The 19,232-nt window shown below is 67.0% G+C and carries 16 protein-coding genes, 1 tRNA gene and 1 pseudogene; 15 read left to right on the forward strand and 3 right to left on the reverse strand.

Going from position 1 to position 19,232, the window contains the following annotated elements:
* A pseudogene (locus tag AC5Y5V_RS08835) lies at positions 1–1,399 on the forward strand (PE family protein); the annotation flags it as partial.
* Between the two features lie 268 nt (positions 1,400–1,667).
* Here AC5Y5V_RS08835 and AC5Y5V_RS08840 read toward each other — a convergent pair.
* Positions 1,668–1,751: transfer RNA gene (locus AC5Y5V_RS08840), tRNA-Tyr, on the reverse strand.
* 67 nt (positions 1,752–1,818) lie between these two features.
* On the opposite strand from AC5Y5V_RS08840, the gene AC5Y5V_RS08845 reads away from it, so the two are divergent.
* The 3 genes from AC5Y5V_RS08845 to AC5Y5V_RS08855 all read left to right on the forward strand — a co-directional run bounded on the left by AC5Y5V_RS08845 (position 1,819) and on the right by AC5Y5V_RS08855 (position 4,947).
* Positions 1,819–2,310 (forward strand): YajQ family cyclic di-GMP-binding protein, encoded by a 492-nt coding sequence (locus AC5Y5V_RS08845; RefSeq protein WP_499932984.1) that lies wholly within the window; start codon positions 1,819–1,821, stop codon positions 2,308–2,310.
* A gap of 134 nt (positions 2,311–2,444) precedes the next feature.
* Complete coding sequence (locus tag AC5Y5V_RS08850; RefSeq protein ID WP_499932986.1) at positions 2,445–3,932, forward strand: flavin-containing monooxygenase; 1,488 nt, start codon at positions 2,445–2,447, stop codon at positions 3,930–3,932.
* Positions 3,922–4,947 (forward strand): NAD(P)H-dependent glycerol-3-phosphate dehydrogenase, encoded by a 1,026-nt coding sequence (locus tag AC5Y5V_RS08855; RefSeq protein ID WP_499932988.1) that lies wholly within the window; start codon positions 3,922–3,924, stop codon positions 4,945–4,947. Before AC5Y5V_RS08850 ends, AC5Y5V_RS08855 begins: the two co-directional genes overlap by 11 nt.
* 116 nt (positions 4,948–5,063) lie before the next feature.
* Here AC5Y5V_RS08855 and htpX read toward each other — a convergent pair whose 3' ends face one another.
* Positions 5,064–5,918 carry a zinc metalloprotease HtpX gene (htpX, locus tag AC5Y5V_RS08860; RefSeq protein WP_499932990.1) on the reverse strand — a complete coding sequence of 285 codons (855 nt, stop codon included), beginning with the start codon at positions 5,916–5,918 and terminating at the stop codon, positions 5,064–5,066.
* Positions 5,919–6,005: 87 nt separating this feature from the next.
* The gene (gene grcC1, locus AC5Y5V_RS08865) at positions 6,006–7,013 is read right to left on the reverse strand and encodes a nonaprenyl/(2E,6E)-farnesyl/geranylgeranyl diphosphat synthase (protein WP_499932993.1); all 1,008 of its coding nucleotides are present in this window, start codon (positions 7,011–7,013) and stop codon (positions 6,006–6,008) included.
* 15 nt (positions 7,014–7,028) lie between these two features.
* Here grcC1 and menJ point away from each other — a divergent pair, with 15 nt between their 5' ends.
* The 11 genes from menJ to AC5Y5V_RS08920 all read left to right on the forward strand — a co-directional run bounded on the left by menJ (position 7,029) and on the right by AC5Y5V_RS08920 (position 19,227).
* Entirely contained in the window at positions 7,029–8,255 is a 1,227-nt protein-coding gene (gene menJ / locus AC5Y5V_RS08870; protein ID WP_499932997.1) for a menaquinone reductase MenJ, read from the forward strand.
* A 126-nt stretch (positions 8,256–8,381) separates the two neighbouring features.
* Positions 8,382–9,056: a class I SAM-dependent methyltransferase gene (locus tag AC5Y5V_RS08875; RefSeq protein ID WP_499932999.1), complete on the forward strand. Its 675-nt coding sequence runs from the start codon at positions 8,382–8,384 to the stop codon at positions 9,054–9,056.
* A 24-nt stretch (positions 9,057–9,080) separates the two neighbouring features.
* Positions 9,081–9,416, forward strand: coding sequence for a DUF732 domain-containing protein (locus AC5Y5V_RS08880; protein WP_499933001.1), 336 nt, complete (start codon positions 9,081–9,083; stop codon positions 9,414–9,416).
* An 837-nt stretch (positions 9,417–10,253) separates the two neighbouring features.
* A complete protein-coding gene (locus AC5Y5V_RS08885; RefSeq protein ID WP_499933004.1) occupies positions 10,254–11,123 on the forward strand; it encodes an MlaE family ABC transporter permease in 870 nt (289 codons plus the stop codon).
* Between the two features lies 1 nt (position 11,124).
* On the forward strand, positions 11,125–11,979 hold the full coding sequence (locus tag AC5Y5V_RS08890) for an ABC transporter permease (protein ID WP_499933006.1): 855 nt from the start codon (positions 11,125–11,127) through the stop codon (positions 11,977–11,979).
* The gene (locus AC5Y5V_RS08895; RefSeq protein WP_499933008.1) at positions 11,980–13,536 is read left to right on the forward strand and encodes an MlaD family protein; all 1,557 of its coding nucleotides are present in this window, start codon (positions 11,980–11,982) and stop codon (positions 13,534–13,536) included. It abuts the gene before it with no gap.
* Positions 13,533–14,588, forward strand: a complete 1,056-nt coding sequence (locus AC5Y5V_RS08900) for an MlaD family protein (protein ID WP_499933011.1) — start codon at positions 13,533–13,535, stop codon at positions 14,586–14,588. The genes AC5Y5V_RS08895 and AC5Y5V_RS08900 overlap by 4 nt, the downstream gene beginning before the upstream one ends.
* On the forward strand, positions 14,581–15,627 hold the full coding sequence (locus AC5Y5V_RS08905; protein WP_499933013.1) for an MCE family protein: 1,047 nt from the start codon (positions 14,581–14,583) through the stop codon (positions 15,625–15,627). Before AC5Y5V_RS08900 ends, AC5Y5V_RS08905 begins: the two co-directional genes overlap by 8 nt.
* Positions 15,624–16,742, forward strand: a complete 1,119-nt coding sequence (locus AC5Y5V_RS08910) for an MCE family protein (protein ID WP_499933015.1) — start codon at positions 15,624–15,626, stop codon at positions 16,740–16,742. The genes AC5Y5V_RS08905 and AC5Y5V_RS08910 overlap by 4 nt, the downstream gene beginning before the upstream one ends.
* On the forward strand, positions 16,739–17,980 hold the full coding sequence (locus AC5Y5V_RS08915) for an MlaD family protein (RefSeq protein ID WP_499933017.1): 1,242 nt from the start codon (positions 16,739–16,741) through the stop codon (positions 17,978–17,980). The genes AC5Y5V_RS08910 and AC5Y5V_RS08915 overlap by 4 nt, the downstream gene beginning before the upstream one ends.
* Positions 17,977–19,227 (forward strand): MlaD family protein, encoded by a 1,251-nt coding sequence (locus AC5Y5V_RS08920; protein ID WP_499933019.1) that lies wholly within the window; start codon positions 17,977–17,979, stop codon positions 19,225–19,227. Before AC5Y5V_RS08915 ends, AC5Y5V_RS08920 begins: the two co-directional genes overlap by 4 nt.
* Positions 19,228–19,232: the final 5 nt, after the last annotated feature.

Below are 19,232 nucleotides of genomic sequence, written 5' to 3' on the forward strand. Positions count from 1 at the left end.
CGGCACCGGCTTCGGCGGCATCGCCGCCTCCGGCACCGCCGGCAACGGCGGCACCGGCGGCAACGGCGGCAACGGCGGCACCGGAAGCACCGGCAGCGTCAGTGCGAGCGCTGGCGTGAACGGCGCGAACGGCGGAGACGGGGGCAACGGCGGTACGGGTGGCTCGCCGGGCGCGGGCACCGGCGGTCACGGCGGCGTTGGCGGTGCCGGAGGCACCGGCGGGGTCGGCGGGGCTGGGGGCAACGGTGTGACGAATGTGAGCTTCCCCGGCGGTACCCCCGGCGCCGCCACCGATGGGGGCGACGGCGGTCACGGCGGGGTCGGCGGGGTAGGTGGCCAGGGTTCGGCGGTGCTCGGCCAAAACGGCAATGGTGGAGTCGGCGGCAACGGGGGTCAGGGCGGCCAAGGCGGCCAGGGCGCTGTCGGTGGAACAGCCCCATCCTTAGGCAACGGAGGGAACGGCGGCAACGGCGGGACTGGAGGGATCGCCGGCGTGGGCGGCAACCCTGGCGGCGGCGGCGCCAGCGCGGGTGGGGCGGGCACCGGCGGCACCGGCGGCAAGGGCGGCGGCGGAGGCGCCGGGGGCGCGGAGTCGAATTTAGTCAACATACACGAAGGAGGTGGCCAGGGAGGCAACGGAGGCGCCGGCGGCGCAGCTAACGGCGGTGGCCCGGCCGGCAACGGCGGCAACGGCGGCAACGGCGGCAACGGCGCTAACCAGCTCGGAGTGAATGCCGGCGGGGCTATCGTCGCTGTGGCGGGTGGTGGCGGCGGCGGCGGCTTCGGCGGGGCCAGCGGCGGCGTCGGCGGGACCGGCGGCACTGGCGGCAGCGGCGGCAGCGGGGGGAGCACGACCGTCACGGACCCGGCCACAGGAGCTACCTATAGCGCGGAAGGCGGCTCAGGCGGAGCCGGCGGAACCGGGGGCGGTGCCGGTGGCGGCGGCGGCGGCGGTAGCTCGATTATTGCCAACCCCACCATTACCGCCCTCATCGTTACCCCGCTGTCGGGATCCGGCGGCAGCGCGACCGGAATCTACGGAGGTGGTTCCGTCGGGATCGGCGGCACCGTTCTCGACCCGTTGTACCCGCAGAACCCTAACGTTGTCATTGCGAGCGGCGGTGGCGGCGGTGGAGGCGGCGGAGTTACCGGCGGTTCCGGGGGCGATGGCGGCACAGCCAGCGCTACCGGCGAAGCTGTGGCAACGGGCGGCAGTGGCGGCGGACCGGGGACGACCGGGAATCCGGGCCTCGCCATCACCAACGGCGTCGGAACCGCCACAGCAGGCGAGCCTGGCATCCCCAGCAGTGGCGGTGGCGGTGGCGGTGGTTCGGCAATCGTCATATCAAGCGACCCCTCAGCGACTGCCACCGGCGGAAACGGCGGGAACGGCGGTTGAGCCCGCCTCTTGGCGCAGCGGCGGAAAGCCTTGCCGCCACCAGTCGCATTGGCCCCGATGCGACGCAGGTATACACGGAAGACCTTCGCTAGCGACGGACGCGGTCATCCCGACCTTCTATCAGTTCGGGATGCCGTACCGGCTCGGCTGGACAATCCATGACAACCGTCCGACGTGGCTGCCCAGACCGCTGCGGACTGGCTGCGGACTGGCGAAAACTACAGCCCGGCGAGCCGCTCACGGTCATCAGAAAATCGCTCTGACCTGTTGGTGGCAGGTACAGGATTCGAACCTGTGAAGCTTTCGCGACGGATTTACAGTCCGCTCCCATTGGCCGCTCGGGCAACCTGCCGCCTAGCAGGTTACAACGAGCGAGTAGACAGAGCACAAACGGCTATCACCCAAGGAGGACGGACGCAATGGCGGACTCATCGTTCGACATCGTCAGCAAGATCGACCGCCAGGAGGTCGACAACGCGCTCAACCAGGCCGCCAAGGAGCTCTCGACGCGGTTTGACTTCCGCGGAACGGACACCAAGATCGCGTGGAAGGGCGACGAGGCGATCGAGCTGACGTCGTCCACCGAAGAGCGCGTCAAGGCCGCCGTTGACGTGTTCAAGGAGAAACTGATCCGCCGCGACATCTCGCTGAAGGCCTTCGACGCTGGCGAGCCGCAGGCTTCCGGCAAGACCTATAAAGTCACCGGAACCCTGCAGCAGGGCATCAGCAGCGAGCACGCCAAGAAGATCACCAAGCTGATCCGCGACGACGGACCCAAGGCCGTCAAGACGCAGATCCAGGGCGACGAGATCCGCGTCAGCGGCAAGAAGCGCGACGACCTGCAGGCCGTTCAAGCGCTGCTGAAGCAGGCCGACCTGGACGTGGCGCTGCAGTTCGTGAACTACCGCTGATCGGGCCGCCAGCGTAACCACACTGCGAAATCTGGGCCGCGATATCGCGGCCCCGTTACAGTCGCGGGCGTAAGCCGCACTAAGGCCTTAAGGCCCCTGGCCCAACCAACCGGTGGGTGCCTAGGCTGGGTGACGTGACTCACCAAGGAACCGACGGCTACGTCGACGTCGTCATCGTCGGCGCCGGCATCTCCGGCCTTGGCGCCGCCTACCGAATCAGCGAGCGCAACCCGGGCCTCAGCTACACCATCCTGGAGCGCCGCGAGCGGATCGGCGGCACCTGGGACCTGTTCCGGTACCCCGGCGTGCGCTCGGACAGCAGCATCTTCACGCTGAGCTTCCCGTACGAGCCGTGGACCCGGAGGGAGAGCGTCGCCGACGGCGCCCACATCCGCGAATACTTGAGCGCGATGGCGCACAAGCACGGCATCGACCGCCACATCCAGTTCGACAGCTACGTGCGCGGCGCGGACTGGGATTCGTCCACCGACACCTGGACGGTCACCCTGGAACAGCACGGCGTCACAAAGCAGATCCGCAGCCGGTTCCTGTTCTTCGGCAGCGGCTACTACAACTACGACGAGGGCTACACCCCGGACTTCCCCGGCATCGAGCAGTTCGGCGGCACCGTCGTCCATCCGCAGCACTGGCCGAAGGATCTGGACTACGACGGCAAGAAGGTCGTGGTGATCGGCAGCGGAGCCACGGCGGCCACGCTGATCCCGTCGCTGACGGACCGGGCCGAAAAGGTGACCATGCTGCAGCGCTCGCCGACCTACCTGATCTCCGCATCCAAATACAGCACGCTCATCGCCGTCATTCGTAAACTGCTGCCCCGCAGGGCTTCTCACCTGGTCGTCCGGATGTACTACGCGCTGAGCGAGGCACTGATCTGGTTCCTGTCCCGCAGGATACCGAGCTTCGTGAAGTGGCTGCTGCGGCGCACGGCAATCAACAACTTGCCCGACGGGTATGACGTCGATACGCACTTCAAGCCGCGGTACAACCCGTGGGACCAGCGGATGTGCCTGATCCCCGACGCCGACCTGTACGCCGCGATCGCCGAGGGCCGCGCCGAGGTGGTCACCGACCAGATCGATCACTTCGACGCCGCCGGCATCGCACTCAAGTCCGGCAAGCACCTCGACGCCGACATCGTCGTCACCGCGACCGGCCTGCAGTTGCAGGCGCTCGGCGGCGTCGCGATCAGTCTGGACGGCGTGGGGATCAACCCCACCGACCGCTTCGTCTACAAGGCGCACATGCTCGAAGACGTGCCCAACCTGTTCTGGTGCGTGGGCTACACCAACGCGTCATGGACGCTGCGCGCCGACATGACCGCGCGCGCCACGGCAAAGCTGCTGGCGCACATGGCCTCTCACGGCTATACCCACGCCTACCCGCACCTCGGCGACGAGCCCATGAGCGAAAAGCCGGCCTGGGACATTCAGGCCAACTACGTCAAACGCGCGCTGCACGCGCTGCCCAAGTCGGGCACCAGACGGCCGTGGAACGTGCGGCAGAACTACTTCGCCGACGCCATCGACTACCGGTTCGACCGCATCGAGGAGGCGATGGTATTCGGCCACGTTCGGCAATACGCTGAGCTCCATGGCAGCTGAGAAACGCGAACCCAAAGTCGTTGTCCTTGGTGGCGGTTCCTGGGGAACCACAGTGGCATCCATCTGCGCCCGTCGCGGACCGACGCTGCAGTGGGTGCGTTCCGAGTCGACGGCCAAGGACATCAACGAAAACCACCGCAACTCGCGTTACCTCGGCAACGACGTCGACCTGAGCGACACGCTGCGCGCCACCACCGACTTCGCCGAGGCCGCCAACTGCGCCGACGTGCTCGTCATGGGTGTGCCGTCGCACGGGTTCCGGGGAGTGCTCACCGAGCTGGCCAAGGAACTGCGGCCGTGGGTGCCGGTGGTGTCACTGGTCAAGGGGCTCGAGCAGGGCACCAACATGCGGATGTCGCAGATCATCGAGGAGGTGCTGCCGGGGCACCCCGCCGGCATCCTGGCCGGGCCGAACATCGCCCGCGAGGTCGCCGAAGGCTACGCCGCCGCGGCCGTGCTGGCCATGCCCGACCAGCACCTGGCGACCCGGCTCGCGGCGTTCTTCCGCACCCGGCGCTTCCGCGTCTACACCACCGACGACGTCGTCGGCGTGGAGATGGCGGGGGCACTCAAGAACGTCTATGCCATCTCCGTCGGGATGGGCTACTCGCTGGGGATCGGCGAAAACACCCGGGCACTGATCATCGCGCGGGCGCTGCGCGAGATGACAAAGCTGGGCGTGGCGCTGGGCGGCAACGCCGAGACGTTCCCCGGCCTGGCCGGGCTGGGCGACCTGATCGTCACCTGCACCAGCCAGCGCAGCCGCAACCGCCACGTCGGCGAGCAACTCGGCGCGGGCAAGCCGATCGACGAGATCATCTCATCGATGAACCAGGTCGCCGAGGGCGTCAAGGCCGCCAGCGTGATCATGGAGTTCGCCAGCGAATTCGGGCTGAACATGCCGATCGCACGCGAAGTCGATGCGGTGATCAACCACGGCTCGACCGTCGAGCAGGCCTACGCCGGCCTGATCGCCGAGACGCCGGGGCACGAGGTGCACGGGTCCGGGTTCTAGTCCTCGCGGCGTTGACCGCGGCGTTGACTCTGCGCGTAGCGCGGCAAAGTACGAGTAGACGCCGCACTCACCGCAGAATCAACGCACAGCATTTAGTACCACGGCCGGCCCAGCGCCTATCCGCGCGCCATCGCTTCCAGGCGGCGGATGCGGTCCTCGATCGGCGGATGCGTCGAGAACAGCGATCCCATCCGCTCCCCCGCACGGAACGGGTTGGCGATCATCAGGTGGGCCTGGCTGGCCAGCTGCGGCTCGGGCGGCAGCGGGGCCAATTGCACGCCGCCGGAGATCTTGCGCAGCGCCGAGGCCAAAGCCAGCGGATCGCCGGTCAGCACGGCACCGGACTCGTCGGCCTGGTACTCGCGCGATCGCGAGACGGCCAGCTTCACCACCGTCGCGGCGATCGGGCCTAGCAACGAAACCAGAAGCAGCGCAAAGGGATTCTCGCCGTCGCGGTCGTTGCCGCCGAAGAACATCGCCGCGTAGGACAGCGCGGTGATCACCGACGCCATGGCACCGGCGATGCAGGAGATCAGGATGTCGCGGTTGTAGACGTGCGACAGCTCGTGGCCCAGCACGGCGCGCAGCTCGCGCTCGTCGAGAATCCGCAGGATGCCGGTGGTGCAGCACACGGCGGCGTTGCGCGGGTTGCGTCCGGTGGCGAAGGCGTTCGGTGCGTTGGTATCGCTGATGTACAGCCGGGGCATCGGCTGGCGGGCGCTGGTGGCCAGCTCGCGCACGATGCGATGCATCTCCGGTGCCTGCAGCTCGGAAACCGGCTGCGCGTGCATCGCCCGCAGCGCCAGCTTGTCGCTGTTGAAGTAGACGTAGACGTTCATGCCGACGGCGAAGAGCACGGCAAGCCACATCATCGTCGGACCGAACAGCCGACCGGCGAGCACGATCATCGCCGACATTCCGAACAGCAGGGCGAACGTCTTCAGCTTGTTGGCATGGGGATGCCAGGTCATCGGTGTGTCCTCCTACGAACACCTGGGAATTGGACTAGAGCTTGTCTAGCTAGTCCAACGCCCGGGATGACCGGTGAGGTTCCGCGGTCAGCCGTGCCGGCTGATCGTGTACTCGACCAGGGCTTCCAGCGCGTCGCGCCCCGGACCGTCGGGCAGCAGAGCCAGCTCGTGGCGCGCCTTGGCCGCATACTCGGCCAACACCTCCTTGGCCTTGGCCATGCCGGACGATGCCCGCAGCAGCCCCAGCGCCTCGGCCACCTCGGCGTCGTCGGTGACGGGCCCGGCCAGCAGCGAGCGCAGCCGCTCGCCGTCGGACCCGGTTTCGGTCAGGGCAAAGAGCATCGGCAGCGTGTGCACACCCTCGCGCACGTCGGTGCCGGGTATCTTGCCCGACGCGTCGGAGTCGCTGTCGATGTCGATGATGTCGTCGGAGATTTGAAACGCCGTGCCCACGAAGCCGCCGAGCCGGCTGAGCCGCTCGACCTGCTCGTCATCGGCGCCGGAGAACATGCCGCCGAACCTGCCCGCCGCGGCGATCAGGCAGGCGGTCTTCTCGTAGATCACCGTCAGGTACTGCTCGACGGACTCCAGCCCCTCCGCCACGCCCCGGGTCTCGCGCATCTGGCCGGTCACCAGCTGGGCGAAGGTGTCCGCGACGATCCGCACCGCGGCCGGACCCAGCTGGGACACCAGCCGCGACGACGTCGCCAGCAGGTAGTCGCCGGCCAGGATGGCGACGTTGTTGCCCCACCGCACGTTGGCCGTCGGCGCCCCCCGGCGCACTTCGGCCTCGTCCATCACGTCGTCGTGGTACAGCGTCGCCAGGTGGATGATCTCGACGACGGCACCGGCGACCGTCACCTCCGGCGCCTCGGGATTGGGGCCCGTCTGCGCAGACAGGACGGTGAACAGCGGCCGGAACCGTTTGCCGCCGGCCTTGAACAGATGCAGCAGTGAATCGATCATCACCTCGTCGGCGCTGCGCAGCTCGGTATCCATGAGCTGCTCGATCCGCGCCACACCGTCGCGCACGGTAGCGGCGAAGGCGGCGTCGCCGAAGTCAACGCCCGCCACCACCGTCGCCGGAGTCTTCATCCGACCAACATACTGGTGAGCGTGAACAGCACAGCGGACGTGGTTGTCGTGGGCGCCGGCCCGGCCGGGTCGGCGGCGGCCGCCTGGGCCGCCCGTGCCGGCGCCGACGTGCTCGTCATCGATTCGGCCAGCTTCCCCCGCGACAAACCCTGTGGCGACGGCCTGACCCCGCGCGCGGTGGCCGAGCTGGAGCGCCTGGGACTGGGCGACTGGCTGAACGGCCGCATCCGGCATCGCGGGCTGCGGATGAGCGGGTTCGGCGGGGAGGTGGAAATCGAGTGGCCCGGCCCGGCGTTCCCGTCGTACAGCAGTGCGGTGGCCCGACTCGAGCTGGACGACCGGATCCGCAAGGTCGCCGAGGAGTCCGGGGCACGCATGATGCTCGGGTCTAAAGCTGTTGCCGTGCATCATGACTCGTCGCGCCGGGTGACATCGCTGACGCTGGCCGACGGCACCGAGGTGGGCTGCCGGCAGCTGATCGTCGCCGACGGGGCGCGGTCCTCGCTGGGCCGCAAGCTGGGCCGGCGCTGGCATCAGGAGACCGTCTACGGCGTCGCCGCCCGCGGCTACCTGACCACCCCGCTCGGCGACGACCCGTGGCTGACGTCACACCTGGAGCTGCGCTCCCCCGACGGCGCCGTGCTCCCCGGTTACGGCTGGATCTTCCCGCTGGGCAACGGCGAGGTGAACATCGGCGTCGGCGCCCTGTCGACCACCAAACGGCAGGCCGACCTGGCGCTTCGGCCGCTGATCTCGTACTACACTGACCTGCGCCGCCAGGAGTGGGGCTTCACGGGGCCGCCGCGGGCGATCTCGTCGGCGTTGCTGCCGATGGGCGGCGCGGTGTCCGGGGTGGCCGGGCCGAACTGGATGCTGATCGGCGACGCCGCGGCCTGCGTCAACCCGCTCAACGGCGAGGGCATCGACTACGGGCTGGAGACGGGTCGGCTGGCCGCCGAGCTGCTGCACACGCGCGACCTGTCGCAGGAATGGCCCGCGGTGTTGCAGCACCACTACGCCCGGGGGTTCTCGGTGGCGCGCCGGCTGGCGCTGTTGCTGACGTTCCAACGATTCTTGCCCGCGACGGGTCCGATCGCGATGCGCTCGAACAGGCTGATGACCATTGCCGTGCGCGTGATGGCCAACCTGGTTACCGACGACGACACCGACTGGCTGGCCCGGGTGTGGCGCGGCGGCGGCCGGGCTTCGCGGCTGATCGACCGCCGGCCGCCGTTCACCTGAGTGTGGCGAGCAGACACAAAAGCCCCTGGAGACCACCGTTTTTGGGGGCTTTTGCGTCTGCTCGCCCGAGAACCGCACATATCAGGCGCGTTGACATGTATCAACATGGTTGATATACATGATGGCATGTCTTCAGCAACGGAATTCGAGTTTGAATCGGTCTATCGCGGCGAATCCACCCGACTCGGCGAAGGCGCCAAAGCTCCGTGGAGCCTCGGCGAACCGCAGCCGGAGCTGGCCGCCCTGATCGAGCAGGGCAAGTTCAGCGGCGACGTCCTCGACGCGGGCTGCGGCGAGGGCGCCATCTCGCTGGCGCTGGCCGAACGCGGGCACACCACGGTGGGCCTGGACGCGGCGCCGACGGCCATCGAGCTGGCCCGGGCGGAGGCACAGCGACGCGGCCTGACCAACGCGAGCTTCGACGTCGCGGACATCAGCAACTTCACTGGCTATGACGGCCGCTTCAACACCATCGTGGACAGCACGCTGTTCCACTCGATGCCGGTCGAGTTGCGCGAGGGTTACCAGCGCTCGATCGTGCGCGCCGCGGCGCCCGGTGCCCGCTACTTCGTGCTGGTCTTCGACAAGGCCGACATTCCCGAGGGCCCGCCGTTCGCGGTGACCGAGGAGGAGCTGCGTGAGGCGGTCTCCAAGCACTGGGTGGTCGACGACATCCGTCCGGCCCGCATCTACGCCCAACTTCCGCTGAATGCGCCCGGGTCGCCGTTCGAGAACGTCCGCGACGAGCCGGGCGGCCGCAAGTCCGTGGGCGCCTGGCTGCTCTCGGCCCACCTGGGCTGATCCGCTAGGTGTATAGTCCAGCTAATGAAGTGCATGAAGCTGGCTACCCTCGGCGCCGCGGCGGCCGCTGCGATCGCACTGGCCGCTCCGGCGCAGGCTGACGACTACGACGCTCCGTTCAACGCGCAACTCCACACCTACGGCATCTACGGTCCCCAGGACTTCAACGCCTGGCTGGCCAAGATCAGCTGCCAGCGGATGGACAAGGGCGTGGACACCGACGCGTACAAGTCGGCGCGATTCATCCAGCGCAACCTGCCGCTGGGCACCACGCAGGGCCAGGCGTTCCAGTTCTTGGGCGCCGCGATCGACCACTACTGCCCCGAGCACGTGGGCGCCCTGCAGCGCGTGGGCACTTAAAGGCACTTAGAGGCACTTAGAGGCACGGCTCCCCGCCGTCTCGCCACCGCGGTTCTGGCCCGTTCGACCGGAGCCGATTCACCCTGGAGCGACGTCCTCCACGTCCCGACGCCGCGCTGACACGCCGTTAACGGATATGCGGCGCGCGGCGAATCCATGTCGAGAGAGGGTGCCGAAGCGGCGTACCCGTCGTCGGCCGATGGCACGGTGACGGGCCCCCTCCTCGCAGTGATGCGATTTAAGTGAATACCAGTTCTTGGTACTCAGCCGCAGCGTCGCGACGATGCTCGCGCCGCGACGCGGTGGTCGCCACCGAGGGGCCGGCCTAGGCGCCCCCCGTCCCAGGGCGCGCAGTCGATGACGCCTGGGCGTACGAAGTTACCGACTGTTACTAAACAAATGTGCAATGTGACTGTCCGCTCCAGTCGGGTGGACAACGCTGAATGCAAAGTGATATCGGATTCGACTTGGCGCACAATTCCTTGAAATACACTGTCCTGCAATCTATTGCAGCCTACCGGACGTGCAGTTCCGGCGCGCGTCGCCTAGCTGACGCCCTGCCCTGCCCGACGTTGGCGCGTCGACAGCGGCGCAAATGTGAACCGAAATTCTCCGGAACCGTTGACTGCTATAGGCCGTCCACCATAGTGTGTCGGCGATAACATCCTTGTTGTTGCCGGCGCGGCTGAGCTGGGAACTCAACCGGGGAGGAAACGATGGCGTCGCACCCGCAAGCGAACAGCCGTTCTTCCCTGTGGCCGATTCGATGCGCGACTAGCGGAACGACTTTCGCGCGGCGCGCACGGCAATGACCAATTCGACCGCGGGCCGCCCGCGATGAGCACGGTAACCACACCACCGCCCCGCGGCGGCGGTACACACGAGAATCTCGACGCAATCCAACAATGGTCCACCGGTTACGTCCGCCGCCATCCGATGGCGTCCGTGGCGACCGTGGGCGATCAATTCGTGCTGGGCGTGCGTGTCATCCAATATCTGTTCATCGATTTGTTCACCGGCCGATTTCAGTTGCGCGAGTTCATCCGCCAGGGCGCCTTCATGGCCGGTACCGCCGTGCTGCCCACCGTGCTGGTGGCACTCCCGATCGGCGTCACCCTGTCGATCCAATTCGCCCTTCTGGCCGGGCAAGTCGGCGCCACCTCGCTGGCCGGCGCCGCCAGCGGACTTGCCGTCATCAGGCAGGGCGCGTCCCTGGTCGCTGCGGTCCTGATGGCCGCGGCCGTCGGGTCAGCAATCACCGCCGACCTCGGTTCGCGAACGATGCGGGAAGAGACCGACGCCATGGAAGTCATGGGTGTCTCGGTGATCCGGCGGCTGGTGGTACCCCGCTTCGTTGCGGCGATCATGATCGGAGTCGGGCTGACCGGTGTGGTCTGCTTCGTGGGCTTCTTGGCCAGCTACCTGTTCAACGTGTACTTCCAGAACGGCGCGCCCGGCAGCTTCGTCGCCACCTTCGCGTCCTTCGCGACTACCGGCGACATGCTCTTGGCGCTGCTCAAGGCCGTCGTCTACGGCGCGATCGTCGCGGTGGTCTCCTGCCAGAAAGGCCTGTCCACCAAGGGCGGTCCCACGGGTGTGGCCAACTCCGTGAATGCCGCTGTCGTGGAATCGATCCTGGTGCTGATGATCGTGAATGTCGGCATCAGCCAGCTATACAACATGCTGGTGCCCAGGACGGGATTGTGAGATGACCGTCGCAGCCTATTCGGTGATACCGGAACCGATTTCGCGTCTCTACCGGAGGATGGCGGCCCCGGTCGTCCGGCTCGGGCACATGCTCGTGTTCTTCGTGCGCGCCCTGGTTGCGGTACCGGTTGCGCTGCGCCAGTACCGCAAGGAGTTCGCCTCGTTGCTTTCCGACATCGCTTGGGGCAACGGCTCGATCGTCGTCGGCGGCGGAACCGCGGGGGTGGCGCTCGTTCTCGGGCTTACCGTGGGTGCGCTGGTCGGGATCGAGGGTTACAACTTCCTCGATCTGCTGGGATTGGGGCCGGCGACGGGCATCATCTCCTCGTTGGTCAACACCCGCGAACTGGCGCCCATCATGGCGTCGTTGGCGTTCGCGACCCAAGGTGGCTGCCGATTCACCGCGCAGCTGGGTGCGATGCGTATCGCCGAAGAGATCGACGCCCTCGAATCCATTGCGATAAGGCCAATCCCGTTTCTGGTGACCACCCGATTGCTCGCCTCGACCGTGGCGGCCATCCCGCTGTATGTGTTGTGCCTGGCGGTCAGCTACGTGTCGACGCAGGTGGTGGTTCAGGTCGTCGGTGGCGCGTCGACCGGAGGCTACCTGCACTACTTTTCGCTGATGCTGGCCGGAAAGGACATCGCCTTCTCGCTATTGAAGGCCGTCATCTTCGTGTGGATCGCCTCGACCGTCCAGTGCTACTACGGTTTCTACGCGACCGGCGGCCCTGAAGGCGTCGGCGTCGCGGCGGGCCACGGCATGCGGGCCAGCATCACCGTCGTGATCATGGTCAACATGCTGCTCACGATGGCGTTGTGGAGCGTCGACGCCGGTGCGCGGTTTGGTGGATGAATGCCCAATTCCATTGAACTAGACGGGCGCGGACCCTCCGAACGCCAGCTGCTGGGATACGGCATCACAGTGCTGCTGCTGGCGGCGGTGATCACCAGCGCCCTGCTGGTCAAGTCCACGGGACGCCTGGACGACTACGTGCCCGTCGTTGCCGAACTGTCCAACGTCGGTGACGGGCTGCCACAGAAGTCGGACGTCAAGTACCACGGCGTGTTGGTGGGCGCGGTGGACAGCGTGGTGCCCGCCGCCGACGGCCACCCCAACTATGTCCACATCAACCTCAAGGCCGACTACGCATCCTCCGTCCCAGCCGGAATCACGGCGCGTGTGGTGCCCAGCAACGTGTTCGCGGTGTCATCGGTCCAACTGGTCGACCGCGGCGCGGGCGGCGCCATCCGCGCCGGCGCCCACATCCGCGAAGACGACCAGCTGCCGACCGTGCTGTTTCAGACCACGATCAGCAAGCTGCGCGACGTCCTGGCCGCCACCGGGCGGGGCCGTGAGGACACGACGCTGGGGATCTTGGCCGCGGTCAACGCCGCCACCGAGAATCGGCGCGCAAGACTTCTCACCAGCGGCGCACAGCTCAATCGCCTACTGGACCAACTCAACTCGTTGGTTGTCAACGACGCCGGTCCGTCCACGGTCGCGGCGTTGATCGATGCCACCCACGGATTGGCCGCTACCGCGCCGGACCTTCTTGACTCACTGCATCAGGCCGTGCAGCCCATGCGGGTGTTCGCCGAGCAACGCGCTCAGCTCACCACCCTGGTCACCGGTGGCGCCCACACCATGGGCACCGCCCATGACGCGATCGCCAACCACATCGACCAATTGATCGGCATCACCACCCATCTGACGCCGGCGCTCGGGGTGCTCGCGATCAACTCCGGCAAGTGGGTGCCGGCCTTCACCAAACTCAACAACCTTTCCGACAAGTTCCTCCAGGAAGTGTGGATGCCCGAACTCGACACTCCCAACATGCGGGTCAATCTGTCCCTGACACCCAGCTACATGTACACCCGCGCCGACTGCCCCCGTTACTCCCAGCTGAAGGGGCCGAGCTGCTACACGGCGCCTCTGGTGCAGGTCCGGCCGGATCTTCCGGAAGTCCTACTGCCGCAGAACTATCAACCCCCCAAGGATCTGGCGCCGCCGCCGGGTACTGTCGTCGGCCCCGACGGCAATCTCGTCGCGGTCGGCCCTCCCCTGATCAACCCCAACCCTGACCTGCGTGACCCCAACCCACCGCTGCCGCCCCTGCTGACCCCCGCTCCCCCGGTTCCGGGCACCGCCAACCCGGATGCGGCGCCACCGTCGCCCAACCCCCCTGTGCCGCAACCGCCTCCGCCTCCGGGGCCACGCCTGCCCGCCGAGGTGGCGCCATCGTCGTTCGGCGGCAACGTGGGGCCCGTCGGCTCACCGCAGGAACGCGCCGCTCTGAGCCTCATCACGGGTCAGCGCGCCACACCCGCTGTCCAACTGCTGCTCGGCCCGATAGCCCGCGGGACGAACGTCACGCTGGCGGCTCGCCCCGCCGGAGGGGGGCGGCCATGAGGTCTCGGGGCTCACTGATCGGGCTTTCGCTGTTCACGGTCGTCGCAGTGACGGTGACCTGGCTCGTCTATTCCACCCTGCGTCGCGACGTGGCCGGGCCGACCAGCCCGTACGGCGCGGTGTTCACCGACGTGTACGGCCTGCGTGTCGGCGACGACGTTCGCATGGCCGGCGTACGTGTGGGGCGGGTGGAATCCGTTGATCTCAACGGTGATCAGGCCAAGGTGTCGTTTGTGGTGCAGGGCAACCAGCACCTTTTCGGCAACACGGTCGCCGCGGTGACCTACCAGAACATCGTCGGGCAGCGCTATCTGCAGCTCTCGCTGGGCAAGCTCGGCGACAAGCGAAAGCTGCCTCCCGGCAGCGTTATCCCCGTGCAACGTACCGACCCCTCCTTCGATGTGGGAATGCTGCTCAACGGCTACGAGCCGCTCTTCAGCGTGCTCAACCCACGCGACGCCGACAACCTCACCCAAGGCGTCATCCAATCGCTACAGGGCGACGAATCGGCGATCACCACCTTGATCACCCAGACTTCCACTCTCACCGAATCATTCGCCGGCAGAGACGAGGCCCTCGGCGCGATGATCAACAGCCTGAACACGGTCATGGGAAATATCGCCACGCAGAACACCAATCTCGACAATCTGATCGGCCAGACCAAGCGCGTCGTGTCGGACTTTGACCGGCGCCGCCCCGCCCTGGTGGCGTCGACGGGCTCGGTCGCCAGAGTGGTCCGCAGTCTCTCCGCGATTTCTAACACGGTGTCCCCGTCGCTGCGCGAAATAGTCACCCGCCAACCGGGATTCAGCAGCCATCTGGTTCAGATCGAGCCGCAGCTGGCGTTCGTCGGAGACAACCTGCCGCTGATGCTGAAGGGCTTGGCGCGCATCACCAACGAGGGCGCGTTCGCCAATGCCTACGCGTGCGACCTCAATGCCACCGGATTCTTCCCAGGCCTCAACGACGTGGTGCCTATCGTCGTGAACGCGGCCACACCGGGAAACAGGGCCTGGCACACCCCCCGCTGCAGGAACATGGCCGATGGCTGATCTCGGGCAGCGACCACGGCGAAAGTTGCGACGTCTGGAAGACGTCAACAATGTCTGGCTGGGCTTCGCCGCCCTGGGCGTCGCGACCGTGGTGACCGCGACGATGCTCATCGTCAACCTGCTCCATATCGGGTACCGCCACTACACCGCCGAATTCCTGCAAGCCGGTGCGCTCAAGGCCGGCAACCCGATCACGGTGGCCGGCATCCCCGTCGGGAAGGTGACCAGCCTCAGGCTCGCCGGCGACCACGTCGAGGCCGGCCTGCAGGTGCGCGCCGACGTGGCCCTGGGCAAGGACTCCAAGGCGATCATCAAGATCACCACGATCCTCGGCTCCCGTTACCTGGCACTGCAACCGCACGGCACCGGGGCGCTGCCCAACGGCACGTTCAACCTGGCCCACACCGAGGTGCCCTACGACCTGCAAGATGCCCTGGCCGACGTCACCACCACTTATGAACAAGTCGACACCGACAAGTTCGCGCGGTCGCTTGCCATTCTGGGTAAGCAACTCGAGGGTCTGCCCCCGGTGGTGCCCCAAGCGGTGCAAAACGTCCATACCCTGTCGTCGATCCTCGCCACTCGCCGCGACCAGTTGGGGGAACTGCTCAAGAACACCCAGCAGATCAGCACCACCCTGCGCCGGCAACAGGGCAACATCGGCGCGATGATCAGGCAGGGAAATGAACTGATCGGCCAATTCGTCGCGCGCAGTGCCACTTTCCACGCGATGATGCGGGCACTGACCGACCTGGTTCAGACACTGAGCCCCATCCTCGTCGACAATCGCCCCGACCTCGAACAGACGCTGAAAAACCTGCGCCAATTGTCGGACATGCTCGGCCAGCACGATGACCTGGTGCGCAGCACCCTGCAAAGCGCTCCGCTGGCCCTGCGCGGCCTGGCCAACGCAACGGGCAGCGGCAACGCGGCAGACTTGAACGCGCCCACCGGCGTGGCCGTCGATTCCTGGATGTGCGCCATCAGCGGCCGCGCCAAGCAATTCGGCATGATCCAGTACTACAAGGACTGCAAATGACCCGGTTCCGCGTCAAACTGCTCATCTCCGGCCTCGCCGGGGCAGTTCTGCTCGCAGCCGTTGCCGTCGTGGCGTGGCCGTATGTCAAGGCCAAGGTCGACACGATCACATTGACCGCGCAATTCGATAGCGCCGCCGGCCTTTACACGGGGAACACGGTCGCGGTGCTGGGCATGCCCGTCGGGCAGGTCACCAAGATCACGCCGAGGAACGGTTACGTGGAAGTCCGTTTCACCGTCGACCGCGACGTGAAGATTCCCGCCACTGCCCAGGCGGTCACAGTGTCGACGTCCATCCTCACCGAGCGTCAGATCGAACTCACGCCGCCCTACCGCGGTGGACCCGCACTGTCGAACAACGACACCATCGGGTTGACCCACACCAAGACGCCCGTCGAATTCGCCCGCGTCCTGGACGTTCTCGACAAGATCTCCGCTTCCCTCAAGGGTGACGGCAGGGGCAACGGCCCGGTCGCCGGCGTCGTCGACGCCAGCGCCGCCATCGCCGACGGCAACGGCACCAGGATCAAGGACGCGCTGACCGAACTTTCGAAGGCGCTGCGCCTGAGCGCCGACGGAGGCGCACAGACCCGCGACCAGCTGACCACCATCATCAGAAACGTCAGCAGCCTGCTCGACGCCGCGGCCAGAAACGATGCCGAACTTCGGCAATTCGGTTCCGTCGTAAGGCAACTGAGCCAGATCCTGGCCGACGAGGACTTGGGTACAGGCACCACCGGTAAGCAACTCAACCAGGTGATCGACCAGGTCGGCAACATACTCGACGCCAACCGCGACAACATCAAGCGCGCCATCCTCAACGGCAATGTCACCCTGAAGACCGCGGTCGACCGGCAACGCGACGTCGCCGAGCTGCTCGACCTGGCGCCCATGACGCTGGACAACCTCTACAACACGATCGACCAGACCAACGGCGCAGTCCGCGTACGGGTTCTCACCGACCGGGTCCTGTTCGACAACCAGGTCATCAAAGAAGTGTGCAATCTGATGGGGCTGCGGCAACTCGGTTGCAGCACAGGAACATTGCAGGACTTCGGACCCGACTTCGGGCTCACCTACGTCTTGGACGGGCTAGCGGCGATGGGGCAGAAATGACGATCACGATCAGGCGGTCCGCGCTGTGCGTCGCGCTCACCGCGACACTGGCCGTCTCGGGTTGCTCCTCGGAAGGATTGGCCAGCCTGCCACTGCCCGCGCCGTCGGTGGAATCGGGCGGGTACCACCTGACCGCGGTGTTCTCCAACGCGCTGAATCTGCCCGCCAACGCCAAGGTGAAGCTCGCCGGCGCCGACGTCGGTGAGCTGGAATCCATGGTCGCGCGCGACTACACGGCGGTGACCACCCTGCGCATCATGAGAGGCGTGCGGCTACCCAAGGGCAGCACCGCCGAATTGCGCTCGGCCACACCACTTGGCGATGTTTTCGTCGCCCTCAAGCCACCGACGCCTGCCGATCCCGCCGCCCCGCTGTTGACCGACGGCGACACCATCGGCCTGGACGCCACCGCCGCTGCCGCCACGGTGGAGTCGGTGCTGAGCTCGGCGGCGGTGATGGTCAACGGTGGGGCCGTTCGCAACTTCACCAACATCGTCAACGGGCTCGGCAAGGCGACGGGCGATCAGGGCCAGGCCTTCGGCGAGCTGATCCGCAAGTCCAACGTCCTGCTGGCAAAGCTGGGTGCACGGTCCGGACAGATATCGGCCGCCCTGGACGAAACTTCGCGGCTCAGCAGCGAACTCGAAGCCAAGAACGGTCAACTCACCGACTTGATGGTCGCCGCCGCCCCGGCCACTGACACGCTCGCCGAAAACGCCTCCTTGGTGGCCGACGTGCTCGAGCAGCTCGGCGCCACCAGCAATCAGTTGGCGAGGTTCCCGTCGATCGCCGGCACGGATGCCAGCGGGCGCAGCGTCATCATGGACGCCAATGCCATCGCGCGGGCGTGGAACGACGTGGCGCTGACCCCCGATGCCACGCTGGCCGCGCTGAACAGACTCATTCCGGTCCTCATCAAAGCCACGCCGGGCAACGCGATCTCGACGCGGGTGAGCATCGATCGACTCATCCTCGGCTCGATACCCGACATTGGCTTTCAAGGCGACCCCGGGCTGCACGGCCCCCGGCGCTACAACTGGGGCCAGATGATCGGCACGCTCAAGTACACCCTGTTCCGGGTGCAGGAGCGCATCGTCGGGCAGGGGCCGCGGGTACCGCAACTCCCCGTGCGCCCCGATCCGAACGTGCCCGGCCAGGTCGAAGTCGTTCCCCCGGGCCCGGGTCCGGGCCCGCAGCCGCCGGTGCCCCCGCCGCCCGGGGAGCGGGGCCCACGATGATCGAGGCGCTCGCCGGCCGCATCGTCGGCGCGGTCCGCGCCGGGCACCGCCACCGGCTATGGCTGTCCGCGATTGGGCTGCTGCTCACCCTGTTCGTGGGCGGCGCGTACCTGGTCTTCGGGGCGCTGCGGCTCGACCCCCTCGCCTCCACCTACCGCGTCACCATCGCGCTGCCCGAATCGGGCGGACTGCTGCCCAACCAGGACGTCACACTGCACGGGGTTCCGATCGGTCGGGTGAAGCGGCTCAACATCACGCGTGAGGGCGTGGCCGCGGTCGTGGATATTGACTCCGCCGCCCGTATTCCCTCCGCCAGCGCGGTTCGCGTATCCGGACTCTCGCCGGCCGGCGAACAGTACATCGACTTCACCCCCGCCGCCGACGCGGGCCCCTACCTGCACAACGGCAGCGTCGTCGCCGCCGGAAAGGCGACCGTACCAATAACTTTGGCCCAGCTACTCGCCGATGCGGACGGAATGCTCGCTCAGGTCGACCCCAAGAAGCTCGAGCTGATCAAACGCGAACTGAGCCTCAGCAATCAGGGCCCCCGCAAGTTGACCGACATCATCGACGGCGGCAGTTTCCTGCTGTCGACACTGGATTCGGTGCTGCCCGAGACGACGAGCATGTTGCGCTCCAGCCGAATCGTGCTGACGTTGACCGCCGACAAGAACGCGGGCATCGCCACGGCGTCGGGCAACCTCGCGCATGCCTTCACCGGCGTCAACAAAATGCTCAACGGTTACCGGCGGTTCACCAACCAGACCCCGCACACCCTGACCGCCGCCGACAACGAGTTCAGCGATAACTCGGACGCCATGGTCGCGTTGCTGGCCAGCATGTCCACCACCTCGCAACTGCTGTATCTCCGCGTTCCGGCCCTGAACTCGCTGTTCCCGGACTACCGAACCTCGGTTCTCGACGCTCTCGCCAGCGTCATGCACGACCACGGACTCTGGGCCACCGGAGACATCTATCCCCGCTATTCGTGCGACTACGGAACCCCGCGTCGCCCACCGTCATCCGCGGATTATCCCGAACCGTTCCTGTACACCTACTGCCGCGACGACGATCCCGCGGTATTGATTCGCGGGGCCAAGAACGCGCCGCGCCCGGCCGGCGACGACACCGCCGGCCCACCGCCCGGCGCGAACCTCGGCGCCACGACCGATCCCACGCCCAGAGGCCGGTTCACCATTCCGACGCCCTACGGCGGCCCCACCTTGCCGATCGAGCCACCCCACTGAGTCGC

The organism is Mycobacterium sp. NGS68 (genome assembly GCF_059812195.1).